We start from the raw sequence: 21,161 nt of genomic DNA, 5'->3' as shown, positions 1-21,161 counted from the left end.
AGGACGCAGCCTAATACGCGCCCTCCGGGGCATAAACGGCCTTGGCCGTGCGCCACAGGATGATGAGATCGCCCGTCAGCGACCAGTTCTCCACGTAGTAGAGGTCCAGCCGGACAGCCTCATCCCAGGCCAGGTTGGAGCGTCCGTTGATTTGCCACAGCCCCGTAATGCCCGGTTTGATCAGGAGGCGGCGGTGGGCCGGCGCGCGGTACTGCGCCACTTCCCTGGCCAATGGCGGCCGGGGCCCCACCAGGCTCATGTGGCCGACCAGGACGTTCCAGAACTGGGGAAGTTCATCGAGGGAGAACTTGCGCATCCAGCGGCCGCACTTTGTCACGCGCGGATCGTTCGCCATTTTGAAGAGCACCCCGGCGCCTTCGTTGCTGCCGGCCAACGCCGCAACCTGCGCGTCGGCGTCGACCACCATGGAGCGGAACTTGAGCATCCTGAACGATTCCCCGTTCCGCCCAATCCGCTCCTGGCGGAACAGTGCCGGTCCGTGGCTGTCGAGACGGACAATGAGGCCCAGCACCAGCAACAATGGAGTCAGCACCGCCAGGGCCATGGAGGAAAGGACCACGTCGGCGGCCCGCTTGTAAACGTGCTTTCCCCCTGAATACCGGGGCATCTCCACGTGCATGAGTGGGAGTCCTTCCACTGGGCGAAAATGGACGCGGGGCCCGGCCACGTTCGTCAGGCTCGAGGCGAGGACAAGTTCCGTGGCGAGATCGCCCAGCCGCCAGCCAAGTTCCTGGATGGTCTGGGGACCGCCGGGCAGATTGCCGGCCACAATGACGGCGTCGGCCCTGGAACGACGCACCACCCTGGCGATGTCCGCCATGTTCGATTGCACGGGCACCCGGTACCACGAAGGATCGATCTCCGTGTCCAGGTCCAGGGACGACACTGCGACGCCGGCGACGCGGAAGCCGGTGGACGGATTTGCCTGGAGTTGGGAAATGACGTAGCGGACGTCGTCCGTGGAGCCAAGGACCACGGCATTGGAAAGGTAGCTGCCGGCAGCGCGCCGTCGCGCGATCCAGCGGCGCCACAACCAGCGGTCCGCGACCAACAGGACCATCCCGAGGGGCAGCGCCATCGCGAAGAAGCCGCGGACTATGTCCAGTTGGAAAACCACCATGATGATGGCGAGCAGTCCAAAGGCCCGGAGGGTTGACGTCAGGACGCGCTTGTATTCCGTGGCGCCGGCGCCGAGCGCCTGGCGTTCACGGGTCCGGAACAATGCCAGGTCCGCGTTCCACAGGATGAGGATCAGGAGGCTGATGCCGACATACTCGTAGGGCGGTACCTGGTTGGCGACGTTCGCATTGTCCAGTCCGAAACGTCCAAAGTAGGCTGCTGCGACCGCCGCGAGGGAGACTGCCAGATCCGTCAAGGCAAGCCTGCGGGCATACAACACCGGCCAGCCGGCACGGGATTTCCCGGAGGGAGACGGTTCGCGAAGCGTCTCCGCGTCCCAGGCGGTGTGCTTGGGGCGGTTCGTGCTTTCAACCGCCGGACCTGCGTCATAAAGGAACGGTGCGGACGCCGGTTCGCCTACCACGGCGCTGCTCTTGAGATCACTCACTGGGTCCTCGCTCCCGTGCTCAGTGCCGGAACGTTCCCGTATGGTCTGCAAGTAAGGGGAGCCGACGACGGCTGGGGGAAAGCCTTGGTCTCAGAAGGCTTATCCGCCGCCGGCTCCGAATGTGGAGCCTGATGCCAGGCATCAGGCAGGGTGAGCAACCGGGGCAGCGGCAAGATTGCCGATGCGCCCCCATGCCGGATTCCGGCAGGAAGGAACCGGCCCGTGGATGGGCATGCGATTCCGAAGGACTCAGCGTTGCCGGTCAAGGACTTGGTGGGTGTCCGGGGGGCAGGCAGTGCACCTGTTACCTCCGGAACGCCCGCGCCAAGGAAGACCCGTTCGGCCAACGTTGACTGCGATCCGACCATGGAGAGACCTTCTTTGTGTGAGACCTTTGATTGCTGTCTCCCATTCAAGTCGAGCCATGTATGTTCCACACGAGTGGTGGATACTCGTCTATTGAAGGTCCGCCGGCACAAGTAGCGCGGTACTACTTAGGTAGTACTCGGGCACTACCTGCCCCGGTTACTCGGTGGCAGTGCCGGAAATGACGCCGGCCAGTTCCTCGCGGCCTGAAATTCCCAATTTGGCGTAGGCGCGGTAAAGGTGGCCCTCGACGGTGCGGAGGGACAGCATGAGTTGCTGCGCGATCTCACGGTCTGTGCGTCCCGCGGCTGCCATGGTGGAGATTTCCATTTCGCGGCGTGTCAGCCGGCCCGTCGGTGGCCGCGTGTCCGCCGCCTTGGCAGGCCGCACCATGCCGGGCGTCTCCACACCCATCCCGTCCGCCGCCTTGCGCAGGCTGGAGCGCGCACTGCGCACCGCCTCGAGTGATTCGCTCTCCCCCAACAGCGCAACAGAGCGTTGCAGGGCTCTCTCCGCGAGGCCGAACATGCCCGCCGCGCCCAGTGCCTCGCCAGCCACGGACAAGCGCTCTCCGTCCTGGGCCCCGAGCGCCTCGGCATACTGGCGCAGGGCCCGGGCCCATTGGCCCTCCACGCGGGCCGCCACGCGCGCAAGTCTGGGGACGACGCCTTCATCCCCCAGCTCCAGGGCCATGGCCAGGGCATTCAGCTCCAGGGTGGTGGAGCCCTCGGCGAGCGCAGAGTCGGCGAGGGCAACCAGCTCGACGGGGGTCCCGGCGTCGTGCCTCAACAAGAACTGTGCCGCCGCCATGTACGCGCGTTCGTGGGAGAGCACCACAAACATCCCGGCGCCTTCCACGTGGTCATCCACCAGCCGCCGGGCCAGCTCCACCTTGCCCAGCCTCGCGGCGGCGTAGGCAGCCATGGCGGTGCAAAAACCCAGCAGCTGCTGGGAGTCGCTGATCCGGAGGGCGTCGATGCCGGCGAGCAGGACCGGCAGGGCGTCCGCGGCCTTGCCGCCGCGCAGAAACACCATGCCGCGCACCACGTCGGCGCCGCCGCCGAAGGAGAAGACCACCGGACCGGCCTCGAGGGAGAATTCCGCCATCACGTTGGCGGCCCCCTGCCAGTCCCCGCAGCACACGGCCGCGGCCAGATGACGCAACAGGATGGATTCCGGCAGGAAAAAGACATCGTTCTCCTCCGAATGTTCAATGGCATAGGCTTCCCGGGCCCGGGCCATCCCCTGTTCCGGAAAACCCTGTGCGCTAAGCCGCTCGGATTCCATGGTCAAGGCCATGGCCCGGAAAAGCCGGGCCATGGGATCAGAGAGGCCGTCAACTTCGGTCAGCAGGGCGATCGGACACGCCATCGCCGAAAAGCGGCCCCGGCGCGAGAGTGCCATCAGATCAACCAGCAGCGCTCCGGACTCGCTGAGGGCATGAATGGACTCCGCCTCCCCGGGATGCGAGCGGGCCAGTTCCACACCCCTTCTGCGCAGCACGGCGGCGTCCGCTTCGAGCGACTCAACGGGCATGCCCAACGCCGATCTGGTGGTTGCGCGCAACAAGGTGCCAAACAGCAGGTCAGGCAGGTTTCCGGCGTCCTGCACCACCGAATCCACGATGGACAGTGCGCGCTGGTAGTTGCCCAGGTTGTAGTGGGCGCGGGCCCGCACCATGTCCGCCCGCAGTCGGAACTCCTTGCCCCCGACCAAATTGGCCAGCTCCAGGGCTGTGTTGGACTGGTACATCCTGCTGGCGAGGACGGCGACCGCAAGCAGCCTTTCATCGGGGACGTCCACGCCGATTTCAACCGCCCACACCACGCGGCGCAGCAGGCCTTCCTTATTGGCTGGATCATTGCCGAGCCGGCCAATCAGTCGTTCGTGGAGCAGGCGGCTCTGGGTCACTGACACCATTTCCCGCACCACCTCCCCGTAGATGGGGTTGGCAAGCCGGAGGAGCCGGGAGGGTCGCGGGCCGTAGCGGACCAGGCGCCAGTCCAGGAGTTCGCGAAGGGCTGCGGTGCCAACGAGCTCCTCGATGGAGGAATCCTCCACCGGCTCAGAGAGAGCGATGAGGTTAAGCGCTTCGGAGCCCGCTTCGGAAAGGTCCCGGAGTTGGCTGCGGACGGCTTGTTTCAGGTCATTCCCATGGACGGGCGTGGTCGGGTCGGCAACCCAGACGCCCCAGCGCTTCGTGAGGGTACGCCTTTGCACGGCCTGTGTCACCAGCATCTGGAGGAACAGCGGGTTGCCGCCGGATGCCGACCAAAAGTGCCATCCCGTCGACTCAAGGACCGGCCCTCCCAGCATGGTCTCGCAAAAGTCACGTGCCTGTGCCTGGTCCAGGGGGCGCAGCACAATGTTTTCCGCCATGCCTGTGGCCCACAACTTTGGCAGCGGATCGGGCAGGCCGTGCCTGCTTGAATGGGAAGCCACCAGGTTCACAATCCCGGACCTGACGAGGCTCACGATCAGCTCGGCCGTGGCCGTGTCCATGGAATGGGCGTCATCGACCACCATGAGGGGCAGGTCCTGCACGACGTAGTGGCCGTCATCCGCTGCGGGGATGGCAGCCTTCCCGGCCGGATCGGGGTGGGCCGGGCTTTCCGGGCCGGGGTGGGCGGGGCCTTCCGTGCCGTCGTGGGCCGGGCCTTCCCTGCCGTCGTCAAGGGCTTCCTGCCTGAGCCGAAGTTCATCCAGCACGGCCCGCAACACGTCCATGCGGATACTCGCGCCCTCGGTTCCGGCCGCGGACAGGTAAGGCGCCATGACGCCAAACGGGATCTTCGCCAGCGACTGCGAACCGTGAACGGTCAGGACGGGCACGTGCTCCTGTGCGGCTTCCGTCAATTCACGCAGGATGGTCGACGCCCCGAAGCCGTTGTCCGAGGTGACGAAGACAGCCCGGCACCCCTCGGAGCGGATGGCCGAGACGATGTCCGCCAGTTCGTTGGCACGGCAGAATGGCGGCTTGTGCAATTCCCACGGCTGCTCCGGCGGACCCGTGGGGCCCGTCACCAATCCATCCCCTGCTCAAGTTCGGACCGTGAAGTAATGCCCATCTTCGCAAACACCTGATACAGGTGCCCTTCCACTGTGCGGATGGAGACGCCAATGGTGGACGCAATCTCCCGGTTGGCCATGCCGCGGACGGCCAGGGCAGCGACCTGCCGTTCCCGCGTGGTCAGGGGTACCGCGGCGTGGTGGGGAACCACCGGCAGCACGGGCACCTGCGGCATGAGCAGGTCGAGTCTGTGTTGTGCCTCCCGGGCCAGCCGCGCTTCACCGGCGTTCCGGGCCAGGTCCAGGGCAACGACGGCGCAGCGCGACTCAACGGCGGCAAGCTCCAGGTCGTGTGCGCCTTCCGCCGCCTGGAGGGCCAGGGCAGCGCTGCCTTTCCGGTGTGCGCGGGCCAGCGCAACACTGACGGCGGCCATGGGTCCCTGGCGCTTGAGCGAGGTCTCCTCCAGGAGCCTGTATTGTTCGTTATTGCCGTGGGTGGTGGCTCCAAAGAGGTCCATGGAGGCTGTGGTGAAGCGGCCCTTGGCAGTGTCTATTTCAGCATTGGCCACCAGTTGGGCGGCGGCGGTGGGCTCGTCGAGCCAGCGCAGCGCCATCAGCTCAAAGAACTCCGCCATGGAGCGGTTGACCCACAGGGTAAGGGGCTCGGTTTCCTGCGCCTTCGCCAAATAGCGCCGCGCACTGGGCACGTCATTGATTTGCGCAAACACGAATGCCAGCGCGGCATACACCAGTTTCAGGCTGTTGTAGGTGTCGCGGACTTCCAACTGCGCCGCCGCCACGAGCAGCACATCCGCCGCCGCTGCCCCGCGGCCTGCATACGCGTACGTCAGCCCCAGTGCCAGCTCCATGACACCGCCCCGCCGCTGCGTCCGGCCGGACGAATAGTCCACCGCATCCTTAATCATCGACTCGCAGGCCCTCCACTGCCCCGTCCACGTCAGGGCAAGGACCAAGGCCCTCAGGTGCCAGTCGCCCATGCGCGGCGCCAGGTCGTATTCCTCGGCCTCGGCAGTGATGGCCCCGGAAAGTGCGACGGCGTCCATCTCCCGCCCCGTGGTGGCCAGGACAAGAGCCAGCAGGCTGGAACAGTTGAGCCGGAATTCCCTGTCACGGGGGTCCTTGCTGCCGGCTTCCAGGTCCGCCGCCACCTCCGCGAATTCCCCGCGGTGAACTTGAAATTCAAAGCGCGCCAACATCAGCAACTTCAGTGCCGCCGTCGTGTCTTCATCCCCGGACGCCTGCTGAATCCGCCATTCGACGTCGGCCAGGAGCTCTTCAATCCGCGAGTAGCCGTCCGGCACCCATAGAAGGGAACTTGTCAGGTCTGCGGCCCATGAAGCGTACTCCTGCAGCGGCAGGGCGGAAAGGACATCCGGCGCGACGGCATTAAGGGCGTCGACGGACATGGCGTAGTTGGCCAGCATGAAATAAGCCCGGCCGTGAATCTGTGCTGCCTGCACCTCGCGCTCATGGCCGTGGGGAATATGGGCGCAACAAGAAAGGGCAAGCTGTGGCTCAAAATAGCGCAACGCCGCCTCTCCGGCAGCCAGGGCGGCCTCGGGCTTCAGGACCATGCCGGCGTCGTTCACCCACGCGGCAAAGGTCAGGAGCTGCTGCGTGTCCATCGTGTCCGGCTCCATCTCCAGCACCCCGGACATCTCATGGAAGCGCTGGGCCTTTTCCTTGGCAGTGAGCCGGCTCCTCAGGGTTTCGCCGAGATATGGTTCGGCCAGCGAGGCTTCACCGTTGATGCCGGGCCGGATGGTCAGCAAGCCCCGTTCCTCCAGCTCCGAGACGGCCTCCGGCCCGAGGGCCCGCATCGCCATGGACAGGGGTACCCTGCGCAGGAGTGCGAGCTTCTCCACGCCGCCGCGCACGGATTCGGGCAGGCGTGCCATCCTGGATTCGACCAGGTCCGCCAGAACAGTGTCCGCGCCATCGAGCCTCGGACCCGCCAGCACCCAGACGCCGCCGTGCTGGCGCAGCGCCCCGGTGTTCAGGTCCTCATTCACCAGCGCCTGCAGCACCTGCGGATTGCCGGCGCTGGACGCGTACAGCGCAGAGACCACCGACTCGGCCACCGCTCCCTTGAGGGCCTTGGCGAGCAGGGTGCGGACCTCCCCCTTGGTGAAGACGTCCACCCGCTCCGTGGCGATCAGCCCGTCCTTGACCATCCACACCAGGTCATCGGGCAAATCGGACGCGCTGCGGGCCAGGACCAGCAGTTTGGCCGCGTCGCTGAGCACCAGTTGCATCACGACGCCCATGCTGGCCGTGTCAATGCCGGGGAGTTCGTCCAGGACAAGAACGGTGGGCCGTCCCAGCGCCTCCATTTTGACCAGGTCCACCAGCCACTGCAGGGTTGCGGCGGGCGAATCGGGCTGATGGTCGCCCAGCCGTGCCATGAGAACGCTGAAGGCCCCGTAAGGAACCTCGGTGTCGGATCCGGTGCCAAATACGCGGACCACGTGTGTGCGGGGGCGGATCCGCTCTTCGACGCGGCGCGAAAGGATCGTTTTACCCACGCCTCTCGGGCCGATGATGGCAACTCCGTGAAGCGTGGCGTCGTGGAGGTTTCCCAAGACCGCGTCCAGGGTGTCCTGCCGCACCAATGAGGACCAGCGGCGCCGCTCTTCGGCACCCATGGCCCTTCGCCGAGACCGCAGCTCCGCCCCATTGTTGCGTTGAGGTGCAGCGTCTCCCCACACGCTTGACATGCTCAAACATCCCCTTAATCACGAGGCGCGCGAGAACCCCACTAATCCCCGCTGCCGTGATTCAAGCTGAGTATAACAGCGAAAATTGACGCACACGATGCAAGATTGGGAGATTTCTTGAAAATCTGTTGGATTCGCAGTCGAAACGGACGATCCGGGTCAGTGCTCCGTGCCGTGAAACTTCTGCTGCGCGGCGACCAGTCCGCCGGTGATGAGGAGCTCCGCGGCGTCGGCTGCGTTGCCGACCAGGAAGGGGAGGTCCTTGTTTTCGGTGCTGGAAAAATCCTTCAGCACGTGGCTGGCGGCGTCCGCCCGGCCGGGAGGGCGCCCCACTCCGGCGCGGATCCGGTAGTAGTCCTTGGTGCCCAGGGTCTTGGAAATGTCGCGCAGCCCGTTGTGGCCGCCCTCGCTGCCGCCCAATTTTAACTTGACCGTGTCAAACGGGATGTCGATCTCGTCATGGACGGCCACCACGTGGTCGGCCGGGACGTCGAAGAACTTGGCGAGTGCCGCCGTCGGCCCTCCGGCCAGGTTCATGAACGTACCGGGCTTGGCGAGGATGAGCTTGGGGCCGCCGATGCCGAGGCGCGCTTCGGCCACGAGGGCGCGCGATTTGTGGGTCTTGAACGTGGCGCCGAGGCGGGAGGCAAGTTCCTCAACCACCAGGTAACCAATATTGTGCCGGTTACGGCTGTAGCCGGGCCCGGGATTTCCGAGCCCGACTACCAGCCAGGTGTTGCCCATATGAGTAGCTGTTACTCCGCTGCGGAAGCGGCCGATGCGGCCTCGGCAACAGCTGCATCGGCGGCCTCGTCGGCGCCGGAGACGGCCGGCTCGGCGAGGTGCACGACCAGCAGCGACGGGTCGGTCAGCAGTTCGACGTTGGCCGGCAGGACCAGGTCGCTGGCAAGCACGTGCTGGCCGGCTTCGCGGCCGGTGATGTCGACCTCGACGTGGGCCGGCAGGTGCGTGGCGTCCGCGGAGAGGCTGACGGACATTTCTTCCTGGTTCACGACGACGGCCGGGGCCGGCTCGCCGACGAGGACGACGGGAACGTCAACAATGACCTTCTCGCCTTTCTTCACGGTCAGCAGGTCGATGTGCTCGACGATCTGCAGCACGGGGTCGCGCTGGACGTCCTTGACCAGGGCCAGGTGCTCCGCGCCGTCGACCGTTATGGTCAGCAGTGCGTTGGCGCCGCGGATGGCACGGACGGTGGCGCGCTCCGGCAGGACGATGTGCAGCGGGGCGGCGCCGTGGCCGTAGATGACTGCGGGGATCTGCGCGGCGCGGCGGATGCGGCGGGCAGCACCCTTGCCAAATTCGCTGCGGGTTTCCGCAGTGAGGTTCAAGTCAGACATGAAAAAGCTCCTTCATACTTTGATGTGGGCGTGGACTAAACAGGTCAACACAATCCGTCAAAGCTTGAAGGAGCTGTGGGACCCAGTCGATCACGGACGCTACGAGCGTCCCTCGCCAAGGTTTACCGTGCAAGTTTAGCAGACCGATGACATGGCGCCGGCCCAGCATTTTTCCGTCCGGCTATCCGACGCGTCGGCCGCAGGCGGCCTTTGGCGTCTCCTTTACGCCGGCCTACAAAAAATGCCGACTCCGGCTCCCGGGTCGAATCAACGGGACAGGCAGCGGTCCCGGGGTTTCCGTAGGCGACGTCAGGGAGGCCGAGGCCGCCCGCGGCCGATGGCCGGAAAGTCGCCGAGGGAACTCCTGGACCGCTGCCGAATGTTACGCGTTGCCGTCGAACAGGGACGTGACAGAGCCGTCCTCGAAGACTTCCTTGATGGCGCGTGCCAGCAGGGGCGCGATCGAAAGCACCGTCAGCGTGGGGAAGCGCTTCTCGGCCGGGATGGGCAGCGTGTTGGTGACAACCACCTCGCGCGCGCCGCAGTTGGCAAGGCGTTCGGCGGCCGGGTCGGAGAACACGGCGTGGGTGGCGGCGATGATGACGTCCTTGGCACCGGCGTCCTTGAGCACGCGGACGGCCCCGGCGATGGTGCCGCCGGTGTCGATCATGTCGTCGATGAGCACACAGGTGCGGTCCTCGACCTGGCCCACCACGGTCTTGGAGACGGCCTGGTTCGGCACGGTCAGATCGCGCGACTTGTGCACGAACGCCAGCGGCGCCCCGCCCAGCCGTTCGGCCCACTGCTCAGCCACCCGCACACGTCCGGTGTCGGGCGAAACCACGGTGACGGCGTCGTCCCCCACCATTTTGCGGATGTGTTCGGCCAGCAGCGGGATGGCGAACAGGTGGTCCACGGGGCCGTCAAAGAAGCCCTGGATCTGGGCGGTGTGCAGGTCCACGCTCATGATGCGGTCGGCGCCGGCCGTCTTGTAGAGGTCCGCCACGAGGCGTGCGGAGATCGGCTCGCGGCCGCGGCCCTTCTTGTCCTGTCGGGCGTAGGGGTAGAACGGTGCCACCACGGTGATGCGGCGGGCGGAGGCGCGCTTCATCGAGTCCACCATGATCAGCTGCTCCATGAGCCAGTTGTTCAGCGGCGCCGGGTGGGCCTGGATGATGAACACTTCCTTGCCGCGCACGCTCTCCCCCGAGCGGACGTAGATCTCACCGTTGGCAAAATCGTAGGCTGACATCGGCAGCAGCTCGGTGTTCAGGCAGCGCGCCACTTCTTCGGCCAGTTCAGGGTGGGCTCGGCCGGACGCCAACACCAGTTTCTTGTCGCCGTTGTAGCTCAGTTCGCTCATGGGTTCGCTTTCTTGCGGTGGTGGGGGCGGTGAGAAGTCTTTAGTTGGATTTGACGGCCGCCGCGGCGGAGATGCTGCCGGGGCGGTGCGCCTCGGTCCAGCCTTCCGCGTTGCGCTGCGGGGCCACAGTGACGCTCAAGGCGCCGGCCGGAACATCCTTGCGGACCACTGCCCCCGCCCCGGTGAAGGCACCGTCCCCCACGGTCACCGGAGCGACAAAGACGGTGTTGGAACCGGTGCGCACGCCCGAGCCGATCACCGTGCGGTGCTTGTTCACGCCGTCGTAGTTGGCCGTGATGTTCCCGCAGCCAATGTTGGTGTCCTCACCAATTTCGGCATCGCCGGCATACCCGAGGTGGCTGAGCTTGGAGCCGCGGCCGATCGTCACATTCTTGGTCTCGTAAAAGGCGCCGATCTTGCCGTCCGCGCCCAGCACCGTGCCCGGGCGCAGGTAGGTGAACGGGCCCACGTGCGCGCCGGCCCCGATGATGGCGCCGGAACCGTGCGTCCGGGTGACCTCCGCGCCGTCGGCGATCGCCACGTCGGTCAGCGTCGAGTCCGGACCGACGACGGCGTCCCTCGCCACCGTCGTTTTTCCGTGCAGCTGGGTGCCGGGCAGGATGGTGACGTCCTCGTCGAGTTCCACGGTGGAGTCGATCCAGGTGGTGGCAGGGTCGATGACGGTGACGCCGCGGCGCATCCAGCCTTCAACGATGCGGCGGTTGTGCTCTGCGCCCAGCGCGGCGAGCTGGACGCGGTCATTGGCGCCTTCGACCTGCCAGCGGTCCGCGGTGACCACGGCGGCGACGCGTCCGCCGCGCGCCCGGGCCAGGCCCAGCACATCGGTGAGGTACATCTCACCCTGGTTGTTGTCGGTGGTGACGTGCTTGAGTGCCTCGCGCAGGACCTTGGCGTCAAAGGCGTAGATGCCGGAATTGATTTCGCCAATTTCACGTTCGGCGTCGCTGGCGTCCTTGTGCTCGCGGATGCCCAGGACCGTGCCGTCCTCTTCGTGGCGCAGGATGCGGCCGTAGCCGGCGGCATCGTCCAGGACCGCCGTAAGGACCGTGACGGCGTTGTTGTCCCTTTGATGGGTGGCCGTCAGCTCTTCGAGAAGTTCGGTGGTCAGCAGCGGGACGTCGCCATAGGTGACCACCACGGTGCCTTCAGTTTCGGTTTCCGCGTCCAGTGCCTCAAGCGCGGCCTGGACGGCACGGCCGGTGCCCGGGACCTCGTCCTGATCGACGATCAGTGCGCCAGCGTCCAATTCTGCGATGTGCGCCGCGACCTGGTCGCGTTCAAAACGGACCACCACGGCCAACCGCTCCGGGTTCAGCCCACGCGCCGCGGCCAATGCGTGGCCCACCATGGAGGTGCCGCCAATGGGGTGCAGGATCTTGGGTAAGCGGGACTTCATCCTTGTTCCGGCGCCGGCTGCCAGCACGATCACGGCGGCGGGTTGGAAAGAATTGTTGTCTTGGGGGCTCACTAAGTGGCACTCCTGCCCGGACACAGGTCCGTGAAAAACGTACGCAATGGGAAACAATCCCATGTTACCCGTTCGCGGCCGGTGCCCGTCCACCGCCTGTTCAGGATGCGGGCTGCTGGAGCCTGACTCGGGCCGGGTTCCGCCCATAGGATTCGAACCTATACTCCACAGCTCCAAAGGCTGGGGTGCTGCCGTTACACCAGGGCGGAATGTGGGCTGCTGCCGAACAGGTGCAACCCACGAGAATATAGTGTGCCACGGCGGGCGCCGGTTTCGCGACTTGGCAACCGCTTTGAACTGGAGCGCCGTAGGCTGCGTACGGGGCTCCACTTTTCAAGTGGAGCGCCGTACGCCATCAATGGCGCCTGTTTTCCAGGGTGCGGAGCGCGTTCCGGACCAGTTCCACCATGACCTCGGGGTGATACATGGCGTCGCTGGCCTTGACGTGCAGGGTTGGCACGTCCCGGATGGTCAGGACGTTGAGCCTGCGCAGGTCCTCGGCCCAGGCCGATGCCGAGTTGTGGTACTTTTCACCATCCGTTTCAACACCCAGAATGCCCTCAACCAGCAAATCCAGATGCCCCATCCCACGGACCGAGGCCTGCCCCTGGACATTGAAGCCGGCGTCGCGGAGACAGTATCGCCCGCACGTCTCGGCGATGGACTGGGATTGGGGGTCAACCTTGTCCAGGATGCGCCGCATGGCCGCATCCTTGCGCTTGTCGAAAACGCGCCGCAGTTGGGACATGGTGCACTTCTTCTTCACCAGGGCCGACTCCACCGCGCACAGCGCTTCCAGTTCGGTTCCGCACTGGACGCAATGGCGCAGTACATCCCACAGTGTGAGCCTGCCCTTGAACCGGTGCACCTTGCACCCGGGCACCGGCCGCCCGTGAATCACCGCCACATGCGGAATCGGCGGCGTATTCAAGACCCACAAGCCCATCTTTTCCGCCCTGCTGAAGCAGCCGAGTTGGGCTTGGTTCGTCGCCAGCAGCACGTCAAAGGCGGTGGCGTCCGGCAGGGCGTAGACGGACCTGGCCAGGCGGCGCACCCGCCCCTCCGCGACGGCCCTTTGCAGGTCCCAGTCGGTCAAGCCTCGCTTGATCAGGTCCGGGCGCCGGGCAGTGGTTGATCCCATGGCCGCAATGACGGCTTCCACAGGCTTTCGGCTGGTGAGAGTGTCCATGGTCCCAGCTTGCGGCGAAACCCGCCACGCCCGCAGTCTTGTCGCCACGGAATGTGGACAAGTCCGGGGCCGCGGCGCCTGTGGAGGGACGCCTGCCACTTTGGACGGGAGCCGCAATGCTGCCCTACAACGCTCCACTTCAAAAGTGGAGCTCCGTTGTGGTCCAACGGCGCGCACCTGTCCAAGCGCTACTCGAGCACTTCTGAGGCCTGGAGCCATTCCAGCTCCAGCGTCTCCTTCTCACCCGCCAGCTCGGCCAGCTTCGCATTCAGCTCGGCCAGGGCATCGTAGTCGCCCACCTTCGCGGCCATCTGGGCGTGCACCTTCGACTCGGCGGCGGCCAGCTTGGACAGCTGGCGCTCCACGCGGTTCAGGTTCTTGCGGGCGTCGCGTTTCTCCGCCTCGGACGGCCCGGACGGCCCGGCAACCCGTGAGGCCGCAGGCTTTGATGCCGACAACGCCTCCTCGCGCAGCTCCAGGTACTGGTCCACTCCCCCGGGCAGCCCGCGCAGCTTGCCGTCGCCCAGCATCGCCATCTGGTGGTCGGTGACGCGCTCCAGCAGGTACCTGTCGTGCGATACCACCACCAGCGTCCCCGGCCAGCCGTCCAGCACGTCCTCCACAGCCGCCAGGGTGTCCGTGTCCAGATCGTTCGTTGGCTCGTCAAGCATCAGCACGTTTGGTTCGCCGACCAGCAGGCGCAGCAGCTGCAGCCGCCGCCGCTCCCCGCCGGACAAATCCCGCACCGGCGTCCACTGCTTGTCCTTGGTAAACCCGAGCTGCTCCACCAGCGCCCCGGCCGTCATGTCCTTGCCGCCCACCTCAAAGGACCGCTTCTCCCGCTCAATGACCTCCAGCACGCGCAGGTCCAGAACGTCGTCCAGCTCGCGGACCTCCTGCGTCAACACGGCAGTCTGCACCGTCTTGCCGCGTTTGAGCCGGCCGGACGACGGCGGGACCTCGCCGTTGAGCAGGCGCAGCAGCGTGGTCTTGCCCGCACCGTTCACGCCGACCAGCCCCAGCCGCTCCCCGGGAGCCAGACGCAGCGTGATGTTCTTGAAGATCTCATTCTCCCCATACGACAGGGACACGTTCTCCAGGTCCAGCACGTCCTTGCCCTGCCGTGCAGTGGCCATGCGGGAGAGCGCAACGGTGTCACGCGGTTCCGGGACGTCGGCGATGATGGCGTTGGCGGCCTCAATGCGGAACTTCGGCTTCGCCGTGCGGGCCGGCGCGCCGCGGCGCAGCCATGCCAGTTCCTTCTTGACCAGCTGCACGCGCTTATTCTCAATGACGGAGTTCATGCGGTCACGTTCGGCGCGGGCCAGCACATACGCCGCATATCCGCCGTCGAAGGGGTCAATCACGGCGTCGTGCACTTCCCAGGTGCGGTTGCAGACTTCGTCGAGGAACCAGCGGTCGTGGGTGACCACCACGAAGGCGCCCTCGTTGGCCCGCCACCGCTGCTGCAGGTGCTTGGCCAGCCACGCCACGCCCTCCACGTCCAGGTGGTTGGTCGGCTCATCCAGCATGATGACGTCGTCGTCGCCGATCAGCAGCTTGGCCAGGGCCACCCGCCGTTTCTGCCCGCCGGAGAGCGAATGGATGTTCGCATGCCAGTCCACCTCGCCCACCAGCGCGCCCATGATCTCCCGGATTTTCCGGTTGGAGGCCCATTCGTGGTCCGCGGCTTCGCCCACGATCGCGAACCCCACGGTGCTCTCGCCGTCGAGCACGTCCGACTGGTCCAGGTAGCCCACATGCACGCCGGCGCGCACGGTCACGCGCCCGGAGTCCGCGGTCTGCCGCCCGGCCAGCAGGCGCATCAGCGTGGACTTGCCGTCGCCGTTGCGGCCGACGATGCCGATGCGGTCGCCCTCTTCAAGCCCCACCGTGACACTGTCCAGGACACTGCGGGTGGCAAAGGCGATGCTTAGATTTTCTCCACCAAGGAGGTGTGCCACGTCAAACCACTTTCATTAAGGTAATCAAACTATTCGTTGCGCGCCGTGCACGGGGCCCTCCACGGCCTGGGCGTCCAAGCCGTCGCCGGCCAGCTGGGCGACCAGGTCCAGCGCATGCGCCCGGTCCCTCGCGAGCATGGCCACGGTGGGTCCGGACCCCGAGACCAGGGAGGCCAGGGCACCCAGCCGCGTTCCGGCGTCGAGCACGTCCTTCAGCGCCGGGGCCAGGTGCAGCGCCGCGGGCTGGAGGTCGTTGGCCAGGCAGGGGGCAAGCAGCAGCGGGTCCGCCGCGCGCAGGGCCGCCAGGATGGCCGGATCCACCTGCTCCGGCTCCGCGGGCTCGGCCCCGGCGCGCAGCGAGTCCAGCGCGCCATAGACCACCGGCGTGGACAGCCCGAAGCCCGATTCGACCAGGACCCAGTGCAGCGGTTCCGGCGCCAGGGCGGACGTGAGCCTGTCCCCCACACCAAGCCCGACGGCGGCACCCCCCAACAGCGCGAACGGCACGTCCGCGCCGAGCTCGGCAGCGATGAGGGAGAGTTCCTCCCGGGACAGGCCCGTGTGCCAGAGGGCGTCGCACGCCACGAGCGCCGCCGCCGCGTCCGCCGATCCCCCGCCCATGCCGCCCGCGATGGGCACGCGCTTGGTGATTTCCAGGTGCACGCCGCAGGCGTTCTCGCTGACGTCTGCGACGAGTTGGGCGGCCCGGACGGCAAGGTTGGACGCATCCAGGGGAATCCCCGCCAGCAGCTCCGGGGCCAGCGTGCTTTGCGCGCTGACGCCGACGGTGACGTCGCTGGACGGCGTGCCGGGCTTGGCCGTGGCCAGGACCTCTTCATAGAGCGACACTGCCAGGTAGGTACTGGAAACAGAGTGGTAGCCGTCGTCGCGCAGCGGGCCCACGCGGAAGGACGCGTTGATCTTGCCGGGTGCCTGGGCTCGGACGTGTTTGGGCTGCCCCGTCCAGTCGTACTCCGCGCCGAAGGCCTCGGTGAAAAGGTCCGCAGGCCGGCTGTCGCCGGGGTTCAGGGGTTCCATGGATGCCTTGCCTACGCCGTCATCGGGATCTTGGCCTCGGCGATGCGGGCAAAGGCGGCCACGTCGATCACTTCGCCGCGGGCGGTCGGATCCACGCCGGCTTCACGGAGGCAGCGTTCGGCCTCCGCGGCGCCGCCGGCCCAGCCGGCCAGCGCGGCGCGCAGCGTTTTGCGGCGCTGGGCGAAGGCGGCGTCGACCACGGCAAACACCTGCGCGCGGGAAGCCCTGGTCACGGGTGGCTCGCGGCGGGTGAACTCCACCAGGCCGGAGGAAATCTTCGGGGCCGGCCAAAACACGTTCATGCCAATCACGCCGGCCTTGCGCATCTGCGAATACCAGGCGCCCTTGGCCGAGGGCACCCCATAGGTCTTGGATCCGGGTCCGGCCACCATGCGGTCAGCCACCTCGTCCTGGACCATGACCAGTCCGTGCTCCAGCGACGGAAAGTGCTCCAGCAGGTGCAGCACCACCGGCACCGCGACGTTGTACGGCAGGTTGGCCACCAGCGCGGTGGGCTGGGCCGGAAGCTCCGTGACGCGCATGGCGTCCGCCAGCACGACGTCGAGGTTGCCCGCCTTCTCCGGCCGGAACGCGGTCACGGTGGACGGCAGCTTGGCGGCCAGGACGGGGTCAATCTCCACGGCCACCACGCGCGCGGCGGCGTCCAGCAGGCCCAGTGTCAGGGAGCCCAACCCGGGGCCCACCTCCAGGACGGTTTCGTTCGGGTCGACCTTCGCGGCGGCCACGATCCGGCGGATGGTGTTGCCGTCGATGACAAAGTTCTGGCCCAGCGTCTTGGTGGGTCGGACGCCGATCTCCTCCGCCAGGCGGCGGATCTCGGCGGCGCCAAGGAGCGGCTGGGTCGCGGGGCTGGGCTGGGTCGAGGTCACTGGACAATCGTATCCGCTCCCGGAGATGCGGCGGGTCGGGGCGCCTGCGGCGGCCGGGGCGTCACGGACGACCATTTCGGCGGTCGAATTCTCCCAGCGTACAGATCTGGCGGGTTGGCGGCTCGCCAGGTCGCCAGATCCGTACGTTCGGCGAGCCCGACGCCGGACAAGTCGCCGTACCCGCACCATGGGCGCCCGGCGGGTCGCCGACACGTCTTCTCTGTGCGCCACCGAAGCGCGTGGGAGGAAGGTGCGTGGGAGGAAGTGCTGTCGCCATAGCGGTACAACCGACGAGGAAGGGCCAGGTCGCGACCAGCACCAGCTCAACCAGCGGGTTTCGACGGCCGCAATCATGGGTGCTTAAAAGCAACGCTCCCCGCGGCTTGGCCAGCCATGGGGAGAGTTGTACGTATTTCGATGAACTCCGGTTCGACCTGCTCAGCCGCCGCCCTCAGCGAGGCGGTCTCAGCCGGCAGCGCCTGCACAGCCCCAGGGCCCGAGGCCCCGCTGCGCGTAAACCTTGTTGGCGATGGCGATCTGCTGGCCCTTGGTGGCCAGGCTGGCGTTGGGGGCATAGGCACCGCCGCCGTTGCCGATCCAGGTCTGGATGTCGAACTGCAGGCCGCCGTAGTAGCCGTTGCCGGTGTTGATGGCCCAGTTGCCGCCGGACTCGCACTGGGCGATGCGGTCCCACATCGCTTCGTTGGCCATGGCGGGCGCAGCCGCTCCGGTGTTGGCCGCTGCCGGGGCGGCTGCCGGGGCCGCTGCCGGGGCGGCAGCGGCAGCCTGCTTCGGGGCCGGGCGGGACTTGGAGCCCACCGCAACCTGAGCATCGACCGGTGCTGCCAGGACCTTGGTCCCGGTCTCGCTGCGGCTGACAACATGGCCGTCAACGACCACTGTGTGGAACAGGGTTTCCAGCATACCGGGCACGCCGGTGCGGACGGTCTTGGTCTGGTCCTTGTACATGGTCGGGTCGACGGTCTGCTGGGTTTTGAACGCCAGCGCCGACTGTTCGGACGCCGTCCCGGCCTTGTTGACGCGGGAGACCTTGACAACCATGTTGGCCACGACGTCGGACACGGCCGGCACCGAGATCATGTCCGTGGCGCCGAGCTTGACGCCGGACTCGGCCAGCACGTCGGAGACAGTGGCCGCGGTAGTGGTCTTTACGTCCGTCTTGCCGTCGGCAATGACGGTGACCTTCTTGGGCGTGATGATGCTGATGTCGCTGGCGCTGGCCAGGAGGGCGTCGGCCGGTGCGGAGACGCGGGCGTTGGCGGCGACGCCCAGTTGGCTGATCAGCCCCTGGATCTTGTTGGACGTGGTGGTGACGGTGCGCTCGGTGCCGTCAAGGTTCACCGTGATGTGCTTGGCCGTGTCGACGGTGATGGCCGTGCCGCTTTTCACGGGGGTGTCCAGTGCCGGGGTGACGTTGTCATTGGGACCAACCTTGACGTGGGCCTTGTCCAGGACCTGCGCCACGGATCCGCCAAAAGTGGAAACCGAACTTGCCGTGCCGTCAACCGTGAGGCTGATCGACTTGTTGGCACCGGTGAAGGTCAACAATCCCGCCACGAGGGCTACGAGGACAGCGGCCTGCCCGGCAATCTTTAAAAAGTTCAGCTTGCCGTCTGTGGCGAAGAGGTTGGTCACTTGTTCCCGTAACTACTAGAGCACCCGGGCACGGGGAATGGCGGAGCAGTCTTGCGCGGTCTTGCCCCAAGGCAAATAACGGCAAAAAAAATGTCCATCGCGAACGGCTGCGACAGGACCCAAATGAACGGTGGATCCCACTGCTTTTCATCCGTGGGCCTTCCCCGACCCCGGCTAATAGTCCCCCAGCGTAACCTGATCGTTACCAAATAGCCAAGATTTGATAACGGCAACAGCGCCTCGCTACGCGTCCCAGGAGCCGTAGACGGCCTCCGTGTTCGCCCGCAGCAGCATCCCCAGGCTGTCCAGTCCGCGGCCGGTCAATTGTGCCATGCTTTGCACCGTATACGGCAGCATATAACTGGCGTTGGGGCGGCCGCGGTGCGGATGAGGCGTCAAGAACGGGGCGTCGGTTTCGACCATGATCAACGCGGGATCGGCCACGTCGAGGGCCTCCCGCAAATTCCTTGCATTTTTAAAAGTGAGGGTGCCCGAAAATGACATGTACCACCCCATTTCGTTACAAATCCTGGCCAGCTCCGCGTCTCCGGAGAAGCAGTGGAACACCACGCACGACGGCGCCCCCTCCTCCCGCAGAACGTCCACAACATCGCCGTGGGCATCGCGATCGTGGATTTGCAGCGCGAGCCCCCTCCTTTTGGCAATGTCGATGTGGCGTCGGAAGGAGTATTTCTGGTCTGAAACGCCGTCGGGCCCGGTCCGGAAATAGTCCAGGCCGGTCTCGCCGATGGCGCGGATCCGCGGGTGCGCGGCCAGGGCTTCGATTTCCGCCAGCGCGTCATCAAGGGCACCGGCCCCGGCCAGTTCGGGGGCATCGTTGGGGTGGATGGCCACGGCGCCGAGAATGCGCGGATCCCTGTCCACGGCCCGGACCGTAAATCGGGACGATTCCAGGTCGCAGCCCACCTGCACGGCGCCGGAGATGCCGACGGCCTCAGCGGCGTCGAGCGCGTCTTTCAGGGCAACGGGTGAGTCGCCAAAGTCAAAGTGCGTGTGGTTGTCGTACACCGGCACGGGCAGGCCCTCGGGGGCGGGCGCGAACCCCGGGCGGCGTTTTCCGGCGTCGGGCTTGGGGTCCCGGTCCCTGGACTGGTCTCGGCGGTAGGGGCGGGGCACGTCAGGGGAGCACATGGTTGCCAATTTTACCCGGGTTTATCTTCGGGTTCCCGGCCATAAACGGCGCAAACCAGAGATACTAGTAGCGTAGGTCACAAACAGGCAGTCACTGGCCCGGGGACACACACGGGCGACACGGGCGGTCGAACGGACCTGAAAGGTTGGGCATGCACCCGCGCGAGACACTTACGGCGGCACAGAATTCCGGCCCGGACGCCGCCGGCGGGACGGACACGGCCGGGACGGACACGGCCGGCCCGGACGCCGCCGGGCAGCAATCACAGCAAACCTGGCAGGCCCGGCAAGCCGCGCCGAGTCCCAACGGCCACCGGCCCGCGCAGCCCACCACGGCACCGCGGCAACGTCCCATGGATGCCGAGCGGTTCGCCGCGCTGAGCCGGGACATCATGGCCGCCATGAACACGGTGATCGACGGCAAGGAAGAGGCCGTGGAGCTGGCCCTGACGGTCATGCTGGCACGCGGCCACCTGCTGTTGGAGGACGTGCCGGGCGTGGGCAAGACCCTGCTCGCCAAGGCGCTGGCCCGCACGCTGGACTGTTCGGTCAGCCGCATCCAGTTCACCCCGGACCTGCTGCCGAGCGACATCACGGGCGTGTCCATCTACAACCAGTCGGCCCATGGCTTTGAGTTCCGCCCGGGCGCCATTTTCGCCAACCTGGTCATCGGCGACGAGATCAACCGCGCCTCGGCCAAGACCCAGTCGGCCCTGCTGGAGTCCATGGAGGAGCACCAGGTCACGGTGGACGGGACGTCATACGCGCTGAACGAACCGTTCATGGTCGTCGCCACCCAGAACCCGATCGAAATGGAAGGCACGTATCCGCTGCCGGAAGCCCAGCGCGACCGCTTCATGGCCCGGATTTCCATGGGATACCCGGATACGACGGCGGAACTCGCCATGCTGGAAACCCACCAGTCCGTGAACCCCCTCGAGGCCGTGCGCGCCGTGGCAACCACTGCGGACGTGGCGGCCATGCTGGACGTGGTGGCGGCCACGCACGTCTCCGCCGCCGTCAAGGAATACACCGTGGCCCTGGGCCAGGCCACCCGCACCAGCGACCACCTCCGGCTCGGCGCCAGCCCGCGTGCCCTGCTGCAGCTGCTGCGCGCGGCCAAGGCCTCCGCCGCCCTGGCCGGGCGCCGCTTTGTGCTTCCGGACGACATCCGCAACCTGGCGGAGCATGTCCTCGCCCACCGGCTGATCGTGGACCGCAAGGCGGCGAGCATGGGCACCACCGCGGCCGACGTCATAGCCGACGCCCTGGCCCGCCTGCCCGTCCCCGCCGCGCCCCAGGCAGCCCAGGCGCCCCAGCCGGCCCGTCTCCCGGGCGCCCGGCCCGGCGCGAGGTAG

Annotated in this window: 14 protein-coding genes and 1 tRNA gene; 1 reads left to right on the top strand and 14 read right to left on the bottom strand. The window is 66.6% G+C overall.

Annotated elements, in window-relative coordinates; genetic code table 11:
- Positions 1-10: 10 nt before the first annotated feature.
- The 14 genes from DMB86_RS06935 to DMB86_RS06870 form a co-directional block, all read right to left on the bottom strand.
- Positions 11-1,588, bottom strand: a complete 1,578-nt coding sequence (locus DMB86_RS06935) for a sugar transferase (protein ID WP_227878640.1) — start codon at positions 1,586-1,588, stop codon at positions 11-13.
- Between the two features lie 525 nt (positions 1,589-2,113).
- Positions 2,114-4,978, bottom strand: a complete 2,865-nt coding sequence (locus tag DMB86_RS06930) for a helix-turn-helix transcriptional regulator (RefSeq protein WP_113717134.1) — start codon at positions 4,976-4,978, stop codon at positions 2,114-2,116.
- Positions 4,975-7,629, bottom strand: coding sequence for a helix-turn-helix transcriptional regulator (locus tag DMB86_RS06925; protein WP_171814405.1), 2,655 nt, complete (start codon positions 7,627-7,629; stop codon positions 4,975-4,977). Before DMB86_RS06925 ends, DMB86_RS06930 begins: the two co-directional genes overlap by 4 nt.
- A gap of 231 nt (positions 7,630-7,860) precedes the next feature.
- Complete coding sequence (pth, locus tag DMB86_RS06920) at positions 7,861-8,445, bottom strand: aminoacyl-tRNA hydrolase (RefSeq protein WP_113717132.1); 585 nt, start codon at positions 8,443-8,445, stop codon at positions 7,861-7,863.
- 11 nt (positions 8,446-8,456) lie between these two features.
- Positions 8,457-9,062, bottom strand: a complete 606-nt coding sequence (locus DMB86_RS06915) for a 50S ribosomal protein L25/general stress protein Ctc (RefSeq protein WP_113717131.1) — start codon at positions 9,060-9,062, stop codon at positions 8,457-8,459.
- Positions 9,063-9,444: 382 nt separating this feature from the next.
- On the bottom strand, positions 9,445-10,425 hold the full coding sequence (locus tag DMB86_RS06910; protein WP_113717130.1) for a ribose-phosphate diphosphokinase: 981 nt from the start codon (positions 10,423-10,425) through the stop codon (positions 9,445-9,447).
- A 40-nt stretch (positions 10,426-10,465) separates the two neighbouring features.
- Positions 10,466-11,842, bottom strand: coding sequence for a bifunctional UDP-N-acetylglucosamine diphosphorylase/glucosamine-1-phosphate N-acetyltransferase GlmU (gene glmU / locus DMB86_RS06905; protein ID WP_236783364.1), 1,377 nt, complete (start codon positions 11,840-11,842; stop codon positions 10,466-10,468).
- A gap of 209 nt (positions 11,843-12,051) precedes the next feature.
- Positions 12,052-12,123, bottom strand: a tRNA-Gln gene (locus tag DMB86_RS06900).
- A 146-nt stretch (positions 12,124-12,269) separates the two neighbouring features.
- Complete coding sequence (locus DMB86_RS06895) at positions 12,270-13,103, bottom strand: type IV toxin-antitoxin system AbiEi family antitoxin domain-containing protein (protein WP_129545487.1); 834 nt, start codon at positions 13,101-13,103, stop codon at positions 12,270-12,272.
- A 188-nt stretch (positions 13,104-13,291) separates the two neighbouring features.
- A complete protein-coding gene (locus DMB86_RS06890) occupies positions 13,292-15,067 on the bottom strand; it encodes an ABC-F family ATP-binding cassette domain-containing protein (RefSeq protein WP_113717128.1) in 1,776 nt (591 codons plus the stop codon).
- Positions 15,068-15,091: 24 nt separating this feature from the next.
- On the bottom strand, positions 15,092-16,096 hold the full coding sequence (locus DMB86_RS06885; RefSeq protein WP_418202322.1) for a 4-(cytidine 5'-diphospho)-2-C-methyl-D-erythritol kinase: 1,005 nt from the start codon (positions 16,094-16,096) through the stop codon (positions 15,092-15,094).
- Positions 16,097-16,116: 20 nt separating this feature from the next.
- Entirely contained in the window at positions 16,117-16,995 is an 879-nt protein-coding gene (rsmA, locus tag DMB86_RS06880) for a 16S rRNA (adenine(1518)-N(6)/adenine(1519)-N(6))-dimethyltransferase RsmA (protein WP_227878638.1), read from the bottom strand.
- A 465-nt stretch (positions 16,996-17,460) separates the two neighbouring features.
- On the bottom strand, positions 17,461-18,651 hold the full coding sequence (locus DMB86_RS06875) for a resuscitation-promoting factor (protein ID WP_113717125.1): 1,191 nt from the start codon (positions 18,649-18,651) through the stop codon (positions 17,461-17,463).
- Positions 18,652-18,894: 243 nt separating this feature from the next.
- The gene (locus DMB86_RS06870) at positions 18,895-19,803 is read right to left on the bottom strand and encodes a TatD family hydrolase (protein WP_113717124.1); all 909 of its coding nucleotides are present in this window, start codon (positions 19,801-19,803) and stop codon (positions 18,895-18,897) included.
- A gap of 152 nt (positions 19,804-19,955) precedes the next feature.
- Between DMB86_RS06870 and DMB86_RS06865 the strand changes: the two genes are divergently transcribed.
- Positions 19,956-21,161 carry an AAA family ATPase gene (locus tag DMB86_RS06865; RefSeq protein WP_171814404.1) on the top strand — a complete coding sequence of 402 codons (1,206 nt, stop codon included), beginning with the start codon at positions 19,956-19,958 and terminating at the stop codon, positions 21,159-21,161.

The sequence above is a fragment of the Arthrobacter dokdonellae genome (assembly GCF_003268655.1).
Taxonomy (GTDB): domain Bacteria; phylum Actinomycetota; class Actinomycetes; order Actinomycetales; family Micrococcaceae; genus Specibacter; species Specibacter dokdonellae.
The sequence above is the reverse complement of the archived record's forward strand: the minus strand, read 5'-3'. Positions and strand labels throughout refer to the sequence as shown.